Consider the following 13,975-nt stretch of genomic DNA (forward strand, 5'->3'; position numbering starts at 1 on the left):
CGGGGGAGGGGGCTACTTGTCGCAGGCGATGCCGTCGCCGTCGTTGTCGAGGTCGTACTCGTCGGGGCCGACGACCGTGACCGGGCCCTGGATGTAGACCGGGCCGTTGCCGGAGCCCGCGGCGCAGTCGCCGTCGGAGGCGATCGGGACGCACTCGCCGGCGTAGCTGGAGTGGCAGCCGGCGTCGGCTGCCGCGGCGACCGGGGCGGGGGCCGGGACCAGCGTGCCGACGCGGGTGACGTCGTCGACCGCGGGTGTGGTGACCGCCTCCGACAGCTGCGCGCGGGAGACCTCGACGCCGTCGTGCTTGACGACCTCGAAGGTGCGGGTGAGCACGCCGTCGACGCCGGCGACGACGGTGCTCGTGCCCTGCGCGGCGCTCGGGTCGTCCTCGGTGCGCGAGGAGCGGGCGATGGGAGCGGTCTCGGTGACCTGCTCGGTCGTGATCACGACGGTCGGGGTCGGGGTCGGCGTCGGCGTGCGCGTGGGCGCCGGCGTGGTCGTGCGGATCGGAGCGGCGGCGAACGACGCCGGGCTCTCGGTACCGGACGCCACCGCCTGCTCGTCGGCCGGCGCGGACGTGGCTCCGAACGCCGACGTGCTCAGGACGAGCACGAGCATCGCGGCGGCCCCCGTCATGGCTGAGGCGCGGCGGCGGCGCGGCAGTCCGAGCCAGGTCGGCCGGCGCAGGAGCACGCCGTAGGCGGCCGTGATCAGCACGACGAGAGCGGCCAGGATCAGCGCCGACCAGGGCCCGCCCGTCAGCCAGGCGACGAGGGCGAGGAAGGCGGTGACGCCACCGACGACCCACTGCAGCGGGGTGAGGCGGAGGCGGGTGAGCCGCAGCGATCCCGCCCGCAGCGGCCGGCGCCCGGACGGGCTGCGGTCCGCGGAGGCGGGGGCGGCGGGAACGCTGTCCTGCGGGCGACCCGCGGACCGGAGGAGGGCGGGCAGGGCGGCCGCCCGCCGGCGGACGGCGGAACGCGGATCGGCGGAGCGGGCGTTCCGGCGGGCGCGACCCGGCAGATCGGGCGGGAGGTGCGGGTGGCGGGGGCTCATCGGCGTTTCTTCCTGGTGGCGCGGCGGGACGCCTCAGCATGCCCCACGAGACCCCGCCTCCGTGTCCCCCGTACAGGGCGGCATCCGAAGGACGCCCGCCCCCGCGAGATGCCACTTATGAGCGCGACACGCCGGGAAAGGCGTGCACAAGTGGCATCTCGCGGGGAGGGGCGGACCCGGGCCGGGGTCAGGAGTACTGGGCGACGAGCTCGCGCTTCAGGATCTTGCCGCTGGGGCCGAGCGGGAGAGCGTCGACGAGCTCGATGCGGCGGGGGAACTTGAAGGCGGCGAGGTGCTCGTTCGCGTAGGCGATCAGCTCCTCCGCGGTCGCCGTCGCCGAGGGCAGCAGCACGACGGCGGCCATGATCTCCTGGCCGTGCTTCTCGTCGGGGACGCCGAAGACGGCGGCGTTGGCCACGGCGGAGTGCCCGATCAGGACCTCCTCGACCTCGCGCGGGTACACGTTGTAGCCGTTGCGGATGATCATGTCCTTGGTCCGGTCGAGGATGCGGATGTAGTCCTCGTCGTCCTTGGTGCCGAGGTCGCCGGTGCGGAACCAGCCGTCGACGACCGCGGCGGCCGAGGCCTCGGGGTTGCCGAGGTAGCCCTTCATCAGGTTGTGGCCGCGGACCACGATCTCGCCCAGCTCGCCGCGGGGGGAGCAGCTCGATCCGGTCGACGACCTCGGCGCGGGCGACCTCGACGTCCACACCCCAGATCGGCGTGCCGACGGTGCCGGCGCGCGGCGGGACGCCGACGTGGTTGAAGGTGGCGACGGGGGAGGTCTCGGTGAGGCCGTAGCCCTCGTAGATCTCGACGCCGAACACCTCGCGGAAGCGCTCGATCACGGCGACGGGCAGGGCCGCTCCTCCGGAGACCGCGTAGCGCAGCGGTGGGCGGTCCTCGCGGCGGGTCGCGGCGTCGAGCAGCGCGACGTACATCGTCGGGACGCCCTCGAACACGGTGCACTCGTGCGCGATCATCGCCTCGAGCGCGGCGTCGCCGTCGAACTTGGGCACGAGCACCACGGTCGCGGCGGTGCGGAACGCGGTGTTCATCGCGCAGACCTGGCCGAAGGTGTGGAAGAGCGGCAGCGCGCCGAGCACGACGTCGCCCTGGTGCAGGTCGAAGGTGTTCATCAGGAGCACGTCGGACTGCGAGACGATCGCGAAGTGCGTGCCCTCGGCTCCCTTGGGTCGCCCGGTGGTGCCGCTGGTGTAGAGGATCGTCGCGGTGTCGAACGGCGAGCGCGGCACGTAGGTGTCGATCGGCGTCGCGTCGGCGGCGAGGTCCTCGAGGCGGGGGAACGGGCTCTCCGTGCCGTCGGGCACCAGGACGCTCAGCACGGGCACGTCGGCCAGGGCCGCTCCGGCGGCGCCCTCGGCCAGCAGCGGGGCGGCGCAGATCAGAGCGGTCGCTCCGGAGTCGCGCAGCACGTAGGCGATCTCGTCGTGCTTGAGCAGCGCGTGCACCGGCACCACGACGGCGCCCAGGGCGAGGACGGCGAAGTAGCCGCGCGGGAAGTCGGGGACGTTCGGGATCAGCAGCGCGACCCGGTCGCCGGGGCCGATGCCCTGCGCGCGGAGAGCACCGGCGTAGGCGCGGGTCTGCTCCCAGAGGGTCCCGTAGTCGATGGCCTGCGGGCCGACCCGGACCGCGATCGTCCGCGGCGTGCGGCGGGCCGCCTCCGCCAGGATCGCCGCGACCGAGACGCTGCCGAACCCGGCCGGGGGCGGGGGTGCGGCGGGTGCCTCGGCGGTTCGCGGTTCGGTGATGCTCATCGGGGCTCCAGTCGTCGTTGACGGCCCTGGCGGTGTGCCGGGTTCTCCACGGTAGATCCGGGGGAGGCGCCGTTCAAGGGCGCCGCACCGGATGCTCAGCGTGCGCGCTCGGGGTGCCGGAGCACGACGAGCGGGCCCGGAACACTCAGCGCCAGGCTGTGGCTGACCGAGCCGAGCAGCAGGCGCAGGAACGCGCCGCGTCCGTGACTCCCGATCACGAGGAGGCGCGAGGAGGCCGCGAGCGCGGTGAGGCGCTCGACCGGGTCGCCGCGGACGAGCGAGCGGCGCACCTCGAGATCGGGGTGCGAGTCGCCGAGGCCGACCAGCGACTCGGCGAGCAGGAGGTTCTCGTCCTCCTCGATCGCCTCGATGACGCGGCGCTCGACGGGCACGGAGTCGCTCCAGGCGCCGGGGAGCTGCCAGGCGTGCAGGGCGAGCAGCGGCTCGTGCCGGCGGTCGGCCTCGTCGGCGGCGAAGCGGATCGCCGAGAGCGAGACTTCCGAGCCGTCCGCGCCGACGGCGATTCCCGTCCGGGTCCGCTCCCCGCCGTCGGGCTCGGGGATCAGCGCGACGGCCGAGCGGGAGGCCGCGGCGACCCGCACGGCGACCGGGGCGCTCCGGGCGACGGCGCGGCGGCTGAGCGGATGGGCGCCGAGGACGAGCAGGGCGCCGGCCGGAGCGGCGTCGGCGAGCACGTGGACGGTCGCACCCTCGAGCACCCGCGAGCGCACGGTCACCTCCGGGGCGTCCGCCGCGGCGACCGAGCGGGCCTCGTCGAGGGCCTCGTCCGCGAGCACGCGTTGAGCAGAGCCCGCGCCGCCCAGGCCGGCCCGGGGCGGCTCGACCACGGCGACGAGCTCGACGGGCAGGCGATGCGCCCGCGCGAACTCGAGCGCCCAGTGCAGGGCGGCCCCGCTCCGGCCCGCTCCGCCGATCCCGACCACGACCGCGTCCATGAACGCCTCCTCTTCGAGTGCCCGCAGGCGTCATCATCCTCTCCGGACGGCGAGAAGGGCAGTGCCGATGCTCCCGAGCCGGCGCCCGTACAGTCGGTCGAGCCGCCGGGTCGATCGGACGACCGCGCCGGCGAAGCGACGAGCACGGAGGAGGACGGTATGCGCGGCGAGGCGACGCTCTACACCGAGACGATCGCGACGGCGCCGTTCGCGCTGGCCGTGATCGCGGAGGCGACCGGCTCGCGGGTGGTCGGCGCGCGCACCGCGGATGCGCACGTCCCGCTCTACAGCGGCCCGACCAGCGCGCGGGTCTCGGTCGCGGGCTTCGGCGACAGCGTGCCGATCAGCGTCGACGTCCGCGACGAGCGCGGGCAGGACGAGGCGCGGGCCGCCGCGCAGGCGCTCGGGCTGGAGCTCGCCGCCTACGCGGGCTGGACGATCACGGCCGGCTTCTGAGACCCCGGTCGGACTCCGCGCGCACCCGGGCCAGGAAGAACCGGCTCGGCGCCGTGCGCACCGCGGTCGGCAGGGCGCGGTAGACGGCGAAGGTGCCGGCGAGCGCCCGGTCGAACCGCCTCTGCTGCCGCGCGCTCCAGCGGAAGCCGAAGGGCGCGCGGAGCTCGGGCGGCAGGAGGCCCGCCGTCATCAGCCGGAGGTAGGGGCCGACCGGGCGCAGCCACCAGGCGGCGATCCCGCCGTCGAGCAGGTCGTGGGCGACCCGGCGCGCGGCCGGCGTGACCTCGAGCCGGGCGAGCTCCCGCTCCCAGTAGGCGTCGAAGGCCGCGCGGGAGTCGGGCCAGAGCTCCTCGGGCATCTGCAGCGCGGTGCCGACGACGCGGGAGCGGTGCACGATCTCGTCCGCCTCCTCGCGGCCGAGCGGGCCGAACGCGCCCTCGTGGAGCTGCAGCATCGACTGGGTGATCGTCGCGGCGACCCAGCGCTGGAGCTCCGGATCGAACGCGGTGTAGCCGTGGCCGCGGACCGGCGCGTGCGCGCGGTTCACCCGGCGCTGGACCGAGCGGACGTCCTCGGGGCTGCCGAACTGGAGCGCGTAGAGGTAGGAGAGGGTGCCGAACAGCCGGCCGAGCGCGCGGTGGACGAAGTCGGAGTGCTCGGCGACGCCGGTGCCGACCGCGGGGTGCGCGATCTGCAGGAGGATGGCGCGCGCGCCCGCGACGAGGAAGACGCCCTCGCGGAAGACGTCGCGGTCGGCGGGTGCGCGCAGCGGCATCCCTCCACGGTACGCGGGGCAGGTCCCTCCACACGCGGAACTCCGCTGGTCTCTCCACAGTCCGCGGCTGCGCGCCCCCCGGCGCAGGAAGCGCTCGCGGGGTCCGGAGTAGAGTTGGCGCGGCCCAGGAAGAGTGCCGACACAGAACCGTGCCGAGACTCCGGACAGCGCAGCGGACCACCAGCGCGGATCCGGACAGCACGGACCGCCGGCGCCGTGGGCCGACCTCGGACTCGGAACGCAAGCGCGCTCGGCGCGGAATGGGAATGCAGCGTGGATCTCTTCGAATACCAGGCCCGTGATCTGTTCGAGAAGTACGGCGTGCCCGTGCTCCCCGGCATCATCGCCGACACGCCGGAGGAGGTGCGCGCCGCGGCGGAGAAGCTGGGCGGCGTCACCGTCGTCAAGGCGCAGGTCAAGATCGGCGGCCGCGGCAAGGCGGGCGGCGTGAAGGTCGCGAAGACCGCGGACGACGCGTTCGAGGCGGCGAAGTCGATCCTCGGTCTGGACATCAAGGGCCACGTCGTCAAGCGCGTCATGGTCGCCGGTGGCGCCCGCATCGACCGCGAGTTCTACTTCTCGGTCCTGCTCGACCGGGCGAACCGCTCCTACCTCTCGCTCACCTCCTACGAGGGCGGCATGGAGATCGAGCAGCTCGCCGTCGAGCGCCCCGAGGCGCTCGCGCGCGTCGAGGTCGTCCCCGGCCAGGGCATCGACCAGGCCAAGGCCGAGGAGATCGCCCGCGCGGCGAAGTTCCCGGAGGAGCTGATCGCCAAGGTCGCCCCCGTGCTCGTGAAGCTCTACGACGTCTACACCGGCGAGGACGCCACGCTCGTCGAGGTCAACCCGCTCGTGCTCACCGAGGAGGGCGACATCGTCGCGCTCGACGGCAAGGTCTCGATCGACGAGAACGCCGGCTTCCGCCACCCCGAGCACGCCGCGCTGGAGGACAAGGACGCGGCCGACCCGCTCGAGGCCAAGGCCAAGGAGAACGACCTCAACTACGTGAAGCTCGACGGCGAGGTCGGCATCATCGGCAACGGCGCGGGCCTGGTCATGTCCACGCTCGACGTCGTCGCCTACGCCGGCGAGAAGCACAAGGGCGTGAAGCCCGCCAACTTCCTCGACATCGGCGGCGGAGCCTCCGCCCAGGTGATGGCGAACGGCCTCGACGTGATCCTCGGCGACGAGCAGGTCAAGAGCGTCTTCGTCAACGTCTTCGGCGGCATCACCGCCTGCGACGCGGTCGCCAACGGCATCCTGCAGGCCCTCGAGATCCTCGGCGACTCGGCGACCAAGCCGCTCGTCGTGCGCCTCGACGGCAACAAGGTGGAGGAGGGCCGCGCGATCCTCGAGGCCGCCGCCAACCCGCTCATCACCCTGGCCGCGACGATGGACGAGGGCGCCGACAAGGCCGCCGCACTCGCCGCCGCGTAACGACCCCCTCGACTCAAGGAATCAGAGAACAAGCATGTCGATCTTCCTCAACAAGGACTCCAAGGTCATCGTCCAGGGCATCACCGGCGGCGAGGGCACCAAGCACACCGCGCTGATGCTCAAGGCCGGCACGAACGTCGTCGGCGGCGTCAACGCCCGCAAGGCCGGCACGACCGTCACCCACGGCGACGTCGAGCTGCCCGTCTTCGGCACCGTCAAGGAGGCCATCGAGGCCACCGGCGCCGACGTCTCGATCGCGTTCGTCCCGCCCGCCTTCTCGAAGGACGCCGTCATCGAGGCGATCGACGCCGAGATCGGCCTCCTCGTCGTCATCACCGAGGGCATCCCGGTGCAGGACTCGGCCGAGTTCTGGGCCTACGCGCAGGAGAAGGGCAACAAGACCCGGATCATCGGCCCGAACTGCCCCGGCATCATCACGCCGGGCGAGTCGCTCGTGGGCATCACCCCCGCGACGATCACCGGCAAGGGCCCGATCGGCCTCGTCTCCAAGTCGGGCACGCTGACCTACCAGATGATGTACGAGCTGCGCGATCTGGGCTTCTCGACCGCCATCGGCATCGGCGGCGACCCGATCATCGGCACCACGCACATCGACGCCCTCGCGGCGTTCGAGGCCGACCCCGAGACCAAGGCGATCGTCATGATCGGCGAGATCGGCGGCGACGCCGAGGAGCGCGCGGCCGACTTCATCAAGGCGAACGTCACCAAGCCGGTCGTCGGCTACGTCGCGGGCTTCACCGCTCCCGAGGGCAAGACCATGGGCCACGCCGGCGCCATCGTCTCCGGCTCCGCGGGCACCGCGCAGGCGAAGAAGGAGGCCCTCGAGGCCGCCGGCGTCCGGGTGGGCAAGACGCCCTCCGAGACGGCCGACCTGCTCCGCGAGGTCTACGCGGCGCTGTAGCGCACCCCCGTCCCGCGCGCGCCGCGGGACACGATCGGACGGGATCCTCTGCCTCGGCAGGGGGTCCCGTCGGTCGTCGCGGGCCCCGGCGGCGGTAGCGTGCAGGGGTGACCCGCCGCCTCGGACTCGACTTCCTGACCTTCGTGCCCTACCCGGAGGGCCCCGAGCAGCCGGGCGACGCGGCGCGGAGCCTCGAGGACGGCCTCGCGCTGTTCGAGCTCGCGGAGGAGCTCGGCTACGACACCGGCTGGGTGCGCGTGCGGCACTTCGAGCGCTTCCTCGCCTCGCCGATGACCTTCTTCGCCGCCGCCTCGCAGCGCACCCGGCGCCTGCGCCTCGGCACCGCCGTGATCGGCGCGCGCTACGAGTCGCCCGTCCGCCTCGCCGAGGACGCGGCCACCGTGGACCTGCTCTCCGGCGGCCGGCTCGACCTCGGCGTCAGCAGCGGCTTCGCGCACCTCGCCTCGGTCTTCGACGGCGTCTTCGGACAGGCCGACCGCGAGTTCCGCGCCGAGGCGCAGGAGCGGATCGAGCGCCTGCGCGACGCGCTCTCGGGCTCGGTGCTCGGCATCGCGGAGTCCGCGCTGATGTCGGTGCCGGTCGGCGATCCGCTCGTGCAGCAGCCGCACGCGCCCGGGCTCGCCGACCGGCTCTGGTACGGCGCCGGCACCACCGCCTCCGCGGTCCGGGCCGGCGAGCAGGGCATGCACCTCCAGGTCTCGACGCTGAACACGGAGGAGACCGGGCTGCCGTTCGCCGAGCAGCAGGCCGCGCAGATCCGGGCCTACCGTGAGGCCTTCGCCGCCGCCCACACCGGGCGCACCTCGCGGGTCACGGCGGGGCGCATCGTGCTGCCGCTGACCGGACCCGCCGACGAGGAGGCGCACCGCCCCTTCATCGAGGGCTACCTCGCGCGGATGGACGACGACGGCCGGCCGCGCACCGCCGACCGCTCGATCATCGCGGCGCCGATGCGCTTCAGTCCGCTGCACCTCGGCACGGCCGACGAGATCGTCGCGTCGCTCGCGGCCGACCCCGCGCTGGCGGAGGCGGACTCGCTCACGATCACGCTGCCCGCGGTCGGCGGGGTCGAGTCGCACCGGCGGATCCTGCGGACGATCGCCGCGGAGATCGCGCCGCGGCTGGGCTGGACGCCCGCCGCCTAGCCCCGGCGCAGCAGGAGCAGCGAGAGCGGGCGCTGGGCGATCAGCAGCAGCAGCCACCAGAGCCCGACCGAGGGCACGAGCAGTGCGAGCGCGAGGGCCAGGACAAGCAGTGCGAACGGGACGACGGCGGGGGCCGGCCGGACCGGCCCGGCGCCCTCCCGCAGCAGGTGCGGCCGGCGCCGCAGCCGCAGCTCGATCAGCAGCAGTGCGCCGCTCACCACGACCATCGTGCCGATGTAGAGGCCGATCGTCGCGCGCGAGTCGGGCAGCAGGGCGATGGCGCTGGTCGAGAACGGGAAGAACGCGATCGCGACCAGCCAGAGCAGATCGAGCCAGACCAGCCCCGCGTCGTAGTCGCCGGCCAGCTCGAAGACCCGGTGGTGCGGCATCCAGAACACCGCGATCAGCGTGAAGGAGAGCGCGAAGGCGAGCACCGAGTCGAGGTGCCGGCCGAGGACCTCGCCCACGCCGCCGCCGTCGCGGCCGATCTCGGGGGCGAGCTCGACCAGCGGGAGCACCAGGATCGTGATCGCGATGGCCACGGTCGCGTCCGAGAAGTTCACCAGGCGGTCTAGGCCCCGCTCGGTGCGCGCCGGGCGGTGCCGCTCGGGCGCGTGCCCGCGGAGCACCAGGCGCTCGATCGGGCCGGAGAGCAGCAGCAGCAGGAGCGCGAACATGTTGACGCTCGGGAGGGTGACGGCGAGCACGAGCGCGACCGCCAGCAGCGCGATCACGATCAGCGAGCGCGAGAGCGAGCGGAGCGGGTCCGTGCCGGGCACGAGGAGGGCGGGGTCCCGGCGCAGGATCAGCTGCATCGCCAGGGTCGCGGTGCTCGCGACGATCATGGTGCCGATGTAGAGCGCGAACACGCTCGGGTCGGTGGTGAAGACGTTGGACAGCAGATTCGCCGCGAACGGCAGCAGCACGATCGCCGCGAGCCAGACGAAGTTCACCGCGACCAGCGCGGGGGAGTAGCGGGCCACGCCCTCGAAGACCGCGTGGTGCACCAGCCACAGCCGACCGATCACGGCGAAGGTGATGAAGAACGCCGAGAGCGTGCCGTAGTGGCCGGCGAGCAGCGCGCCGAGGTCGGTCGCGCCGCCCTCCTCGACGACGTCGACGAGGGGGAGCACGAGGAACGTGATCGCGATGGCGACCGTCGCGTCGGTGAAGTTCACCAGTCGGTCGAGTCCGCGCTCGGTGCGGGAGGCGCTGGTCGTCACGGCTCGACCCTAGGGGACGGTCCGTCCCGTGAGGCGGGTGGATCTCGATACGCCCGCTGCGCGGGCTACTCGATCAGCATGCATTCGCCCGCTGCGCGGGCTGCTCGTTCACAGCGTGATGGGGCCGTCCCGACGCGCGTCGATGAGCATGAGCAGCCCATGCTGGTCGAGTAGCCCCGGAGGGGCGTATCGAGACCCGACGTCGTCAGTCGGGCAGGGCTTCCGCTCCTCGTCCGGGGCGTCGCTGAGCGGTGCCGGGCGGGGCCGCCGATAGGCTCGACAGGCTCATGAACCGGATCACCGTCGCACTCCTCGCCGCCTTCGACGCCGCGCTCTCGGCGCTGATCGGGCTCGCGATCCCGCTCGTGCCGCTGACGATCCTCTGGGCCGTCCAGTACGACACAGCGGTCGACTGGAGCGTCTTCTGGCGCGTCGCCGCGGACGCCTGGCTGCTCGGTCACGGCGCGGATCTGCAGGCCGCCTTCGCCCCCGACTCCCCGCTCGCGCTCGGGCTGCCGGACGGCGGGCAGCCGTTCGCGATCACGATCGCGCCGCTCGCCTTCGCGCTCCTCGCGATCCTGCTCGGCGCCCGCACGGGCCGTCGCGCGCAGGAGTCGCCCTACCGCCTGCTCGGCATCGGCTCCGCGATCGCCACCTACCTCCTCGTCGCGCTGCTGGTGACCCTCGGCGCGACCACCGACGTCGCCCGGGTCGACGTCCTGCAGGGCACGCTGCTCCCGCCGCTCGTCTTCGGCCTCGGCGTGGTGATCGGAGCCGCGACCCACTCGGCCAGGAGCGGCGAGCGCGACCCGATCGGCGAGTTCGCCGAGCGGACGCTGCACCGCCTGCCCGAGCCGGCCGCGCCGCTCGTCCTCGCCTCACTGCGGGGCGGGACGCTCGCGGCGGCCGGCGTGATCGGGGTCGCCGGCGTGCTCGTCGCGGTGCTGCTGGTCGCCGACTACGCCGCCGTCGTCGCGCTCTACGAGGGTCTCGGCGGGGAGGCACTCGGCGGCCTGGCGCTGACGCTCGGGCAGCTGGCGATCCTCCCGAACCTGGTGATCTGGGCGGCGAGCTGGCTGATCGGACCGGGCTTCGCCCTCGGCGCCGGCTCGTCGGTCGCTCCGGCCGGGACGCTGCTCGGCCCGATCCCCTCGATCCCCGTGCTCGCGGCGCTGCCGCAGGGCGAGCTCGCCTTCGCCTTTCTCGGCCTGCTGGTGCCGCTGCTGGCGGGCTTCCTCGCCGGCTGGCGGATGCGCGCGGAGGTCGTCGACGGGCTCGACGGCCGGTCGCTGCTGCGCTGGGGTGCGGCCGCGGCGGGCGGCATCGGCGTGATCGGCGGGGTGCTGCTCGGCCTGCTCGCCTGGTTCTCGGCGGGAGCGGCCGGGCCGGGGCGCCTCGTCCAGGTCGGGCCCGACCCGCTGCTCGTCGGGGCGTTCGCGGCGCTCGAGCTGGCGCTCGCCGCGGGTCTCGGGCTGGCCGCCGGCCGCATCCGCCGCGGCTGAGCGCCGGGCCCGACCGCCGGTGGTCGCCGCGGAGGCGTCCCCCTAGACTTGCGCAGTGCTGAAGTTGGTCGTCCTCATCTCCGGCGGTGGCTCCAATCTCCGCGCGCTGCTCGAGGCGACGCGCGACGACCGCTTCCCCGCCCGCGTCGTGGCGGTCGGCAGCGACACCGACGCCGACGGCCTGCGCCACGCCGAGGCGCACGACGTCCCCTCCTTCACCGTGACGCCCGGCGCCTTCGCCTCCCGCGACGCCTGGGGCGCGGAGCTGCTCGAGCAGATCCAGGGCTGGCAGCCCGACCTCGTCGTCTGCGCCGGCTTCATGCGGATCCTGCCACCCGTCGTCGTCGACGCGCTCAGCCCGCGGATGATCAACACGCACCCCGCCCTGCTGCCGCTGTATCCCGGCGCGCACGCCGTCCGCGACGCCCTCGCCACCGGCGCCACCGAGACCGGAGTGACGGTGCACGTCATCGACACCGGCGTCGACACCGGCCCGGTCATCGCCCAGGAGAGCCTCGCCGTGCTCCCCGGCGAGAGCGAGCACGCGCTGCACGAGCGCATCAAGACCATCGAGCGTCGCCTGCTGGTGCAGACGGTGCTCGACATCGCCCACGGAACCGTCGACCTCGAGGAGCTCGCCCGCGCATGAGCATCACCGCACACGACCCCAGCAGCTACGACGACCGCGACGTCGTCCCCGTTCGCCGGGCGCTGATCTCGGTCAGCGACAAGACCGGACTGCTCGAGCTCGCCTCGGCTCTGGCCGGCGCCGGCGTCGAGCTGGTCTCCACCGGCTCGACCGCCGCGACCATCCGCGACGCGGGCCACTCGGTCACCGATGTCTCCGCCGTGACCGGCTTCCCGGAGTCGCTCGACGGCCGGGTGAAGACCCTGCACCCCGGCGTGCACGCGGGCATCCTCGCCGATGTGCGCCTCGCCTCGCACCGCGAGCAGCTCGAGCAGCTCGAGATCGCGCCGTTCGAGCTCGTCGTCGTGAACCTCTACCCCTTCCGCGAGACCGTCGCTGGCGGCGCCGACGCGCCGACCGTGGTCGAGAACATCGACATCGGCGGACCCGCCCTCGTCCGCGCCTCGGCGAAGAACCACGCGAACGTGGCGATCGTCGTCGATCCGGCCGACTACGCCGGCATCGTCGCCGCGCTCGGCAGCGGCGGCACGACCCTCGCCGCCCGCCGCACGCTCGCCGCGCGCGCCTTCGCGCACACCGCCTCCTACGACTCCGCCGTCGCCGCCTGGTTCGCCGGGCAGGAGGCGGGCGGCGAGTCCGAGTTCCCCGGCTCGGTCGAGATCCGCGGCACTCGGCAGCAGGTGCTCCGCTACGGCGAGAACTCGCACCAGAAGGCCGCGCTCTACGTCTCGCCCGACGGCACCGGCATCGCCCAGGCGCGCCAGCTGCACGGCAAGGAGATGTCGTACAACAACTTCGTCGACGCCGACGCGGCCGTCCGCGCGGCCTACGACTTCGTCCTCCCCGCCGTCGCGATCATCAAGCACGCCAACCCGTGCGGCATCGCGATCGCCGGCGCGAAGGCCATCGACCCCATCGCGTCTGCGCACCGCCGCGCGCACGAGTGCGATCCGGTGTCGGCCTTCGGCGGCGTCATCGCCGCGAACCGGACCGTCACCCTCGCCATGGCCGAAACGGTGAAGGAGATCTTCACCGAGGTGCTCGTCGCCCCCGGCTTCGAGCCCGAGGCGCTCGAGGTGCTGAAGACCAAGAAGAACCTGCGCCTGCTGCAGCTCCCCGACTTCTACGCCCCCGTCGAGACCGAGTTCAAGCAGATCTCCGGCGGCATCCTGCTGCAGGAGCCCGACCGCTTCGTCGGCGGCCCCGGCGAGGTCAGCTCCGGCTGGGAGCTCGTCGCCGGCGAGCCCGCCGACGCCGACACGATGCTCGACCTCGAATTCGCCTGGAAGGCCTGCCGCGCCGTCAAGTCCAACGCGATCCTGCTCGCCAAGGGCGGCGCCTCCGTCGGCGTCGGCATGGGCCAGGTCAACCGCGTCGACTCCTGCCACCTCGCCGTCTCCCGCGCCGGCGACCGCGCCCCCGGCTCCGTCGCCGCCTCCGACGCGTTCTTCCCCTTCGCCGACGGCCTCGAGGTCCTCCTCGCCGCCGGCGTGAAGGCCGTCGTCCAGCCCGGCGGCTCCGTCCGCGACCCCGAGGTCATCGAGGCCGCGAAGCGCGCCGGCGTCACCATGTACACGACGGGGGAGCGGCACTTCTTCCACTGAGCGCCGCAGGCGCTCAGTGGAAGAAGTTGCTCGTCTTCCACGCCGCTCCTCGCGCGGCGTGGCGCGGTCGGCCTTTCGGGGTAATGCGTTCCGCAGAGCGGGTCGCGTCGGCGCTCTCGGGAATCGCTTGGCACGCGATCCCCGATGAAGCGCCTCTCCCTGTGCTGTCTTCCACGCCGCTCCCTGCGCGGCGTGGCGCGGTCGGCTCCGCGGGTGGTGCGTTCCGAAGAGCGGGTCGCGTCGGCCGCCGCGGGAATCGCTTGGCACGCGATCCCCGCACGCGGCCTCTCCCTTCGGGAGTCGGGGTCTGCTTGCTCCACTCCTCAGAAGGTGCGGTAGTGGGGCGCGAGTACCGCAACTTCTGCGGAGTCGGTGGCCTCCGAGCGCGGACGAGTCTCTCCGCTCGCCAGGAGTTGTCGTAGTCGGGCGTCGAGTACGACAACTT

At 73.5% G+C, this 13,975-nt stretch carries 11 protein-coding genes and 1 pseudogene; 7 read left to right on the plus strand and 5 right to left on the minus strand.

Annotated features, from left to right (window positions below; translation table 11 throughout):
* Window positions 1-12: 12 nt before the first annotated feature.
* From C1I64_RS20465 to C1I64_RS01180, 3 genes and pseudogenes are all read right to left on the minus strand, one after another.
* Entirely contained in the window at window positions 13-1,059 is a 1,047-nt protein-coding gene (locus C1I64_RS20465; protein WP_244209375.1) for a G5 domain-containing protein, read from the minus strand.
* A gap of 187 nt (window positions 1,060-1,246) precedes the next feature.
* A pseudogene (locus tag C1I64_RS01175) lies at window positions 1,247-2,840 on the minus strand (long-chain-fatty-acid--CoA ligase).
* A 95-nt stretch (window positions 2,841-2,935) separates the two neighbouring features.
* On the minus strand, window positions 2,936-3,796 hold the full coding sequence (locus C1I64_RS01180) for a universal stress protein (RefSeq protein ID WP_127885944.1): 861 nt from the start codon (window positions 3,794-3,796) through the stop codon (window positions 2,936-2,938).
* A 159-nt stretch (window positions 3,797-3,955) separates the two neighbouring features.
* Between C1I64_RS01180 and C1I64_RS01185 the strand changes: the two genes are divergently transcribed.
* Complete coding sequence (locus tag C1I64_RS01185) at window positions 3,956-4,252, plus strand: hypothetical protein (RefSeq protein WP_123702176.1); 297 nt, start codon at window positions 3,956-3,958, stop codon at window positions 4,250-4,252.
* Here C1I64_RS01185 and C1I64_RS01190 read toward each other — a convergent pair.
* Complete coding sequence (locus C1I64_RS01190; protein ID WP_127885945.1) at window positions 4,236-5,027, minus strand: oxygenase MpaB family protein; 792 nt, start codon at window positions 5,025-5,027, stop codon at window positions 4,236-4,238. The genes C1I64_RS01185 and C1I64_RS01190 overlap by 17 nt on opposite strands.
* 273 nt (window positions 5,028-5,300) lie before the next feature.
* Between C1I64_RS01190 and sucC the strand changes: the two genes are divergently transcribed.
* From sucC to C1I64_RS01205, 3 genes are all read left to right on the plus strand, one after another.
* Entirely contained in the window at window positions 5,301-6,464 is a 1,164-nt protein-coding gene (sucC, locus tag C1I64_RS01195; RefSeq protein ID WP_123702180.1) for an ADP-forming succinate--CoA ligase subunit beta, read from the plus strand.
* A gap of 34 nt (window positions 6,465-6,498) precedes the next feature.
* On the plus strand, window positions 6,499-7,386 hold the full coding sequence (sucD, locus tag C1I64_RS01200; protein WP_123445113.1) for a succinate--CoA ligase subunit alpha: 888 nt from the start codon (window positions 6,499-6,501) through the stop codon (window positions 7,384-7,386).
* Window positions 7,387-7,493: 107 nt separating this feature from the next.
* Entirely contained in the window at window positions 7,494-8,552 is a 1,059-nt protein-coding gene (locus tag C1I64_RS01205; protein WP_127885946.1) for an LLM class flavin-dependent oxidoreductase, read from the plus strand.
* On the opposite strand, the gene C1I64_RS01210 is transcribed toward C1I64_RS01205, so the two are convergent.
* Entirely contained in the window at window positions 8,549-9,775 is a 1,227-nt protein-coding gene (locus C1I64_RS01210) for a TMEM175 family protein (RefSeq protein WP_127885947.1), read from the minus strand. The genes C1I64_RS01205 and C1I64_RS01210 overlap by 4 nt on opposite strands.
* A 287-nt stretch (window positions 9,776-10,062) precedes the next feature.
* Here C1I64_RS01210 and C1I64_RS01215 point away from each other — a divergent pair, with 287 nt between their 5' ends.
* The 3 genes from C1I64_RS01215 to purH are packed head-to-tail and all read left to right on the plus strand — an operon-like array spanning window position 10,063 to window position 13,530.
* Window positions 10,063-11,277, plus strand: coding sequence for a cell division protein PerM (locus C1I64_RS01215; protein ID WP_127885948.1), 1,215 nt, complete (start codon window positions 10,063-10,065; stop codon window positions 11,275-11,277).
* Between the two features lie 55 nt (window positions 11,278-11,332).
* Window positions 11,333-11,926, plus strand: coding sequence for a phosphoribosylglycinamide formyltransferase (gene purN / locus C1I64_RS01220; protein WP_127885949.1), 594 nt, complete (start codon window positions 11,333-11,335; stop codon window positions 11,924-11,926).
* A complete protein-coding gene (gene purH, locus C1I64_RS01225) occupies window positions 11,923-13,530 on the plus strand; it encodes a bifunctional phosphoribosylaminoimidazolecarboxamide formyltransferase/IMP cyclohydrolase (RefSeq protein WP_123445118.1) in 1,608 nt (535 codons plus the stop codon). Before purN ends, purH begins: the two co-directional genes overlap by 4 nt.
* Window positions 13,531-13,975 lie beyond the last annotated feature (445 nt).

It is taken from the genome of Rathayibacter festucae DSM 15932 (genome assembly GCF_004011135.1).
In the GTDB taxonomy this organism is placed as follows: Bacteria; Actinomycetota; Actinomycetes; order Actinomycetales; family Microbacteriaceae; genus Rathayibacter; species Rathayibacter festucae.

Excerpts from the sequence above, each read along its gene's own strand:
- purH (WP_123445118.1), top strand. The coding sequence starts at position 11,923 with ATGAGCATCACCGCACACGACCCCAGCAGCTACGACGACCGCGACGTC.
- C1I64_RS01215 (WP_127885948.1), top strand. The coding sequence starts at position 10,063 with ATGAACCGGATCACCGTCGCACTCCTCGCCGCCTTCGACGCCGCGCTC.
- C1I64_RS01180 (WP_127885944.1), bottom strand. The coding sequence starts at position 3,796 with ATGGACGCGGTCGTGGTCGGGATCGGCGGAGCGGGCCGGAGCGGGGCC.
- C1I64_RS01185 (WP_123702176.1), top strand. The coding sequence starts at position 3,956 with ATGCGCGGCGAGGCGACGCTCTACACCGAGACGATCGCGACGGCGCCG.
- C1I64_RS01190 (WP_127885945.1), bottom strand. The coding sequence starts at position 5,027 with ATGCCGCTGCGCGCACCCGCCGACCGCGACGTCTTCCGCGAGGGCGTC.
- sucD (WP_123445113.1), top strand. The coding sequence starts at position 6,499 with ATGTCGATCTTCCTCAACAAGGACTCCAAGGTCATCGTCCAGGGCATC.
- C1I64_RS20465 (WP_244209375.1), bottom strand. The coding sequence starts at position 1,059 with ATGAGCCCCCGCCACCCGCACCTCCCGCCCGATCTGCCGGGTCGCGCC.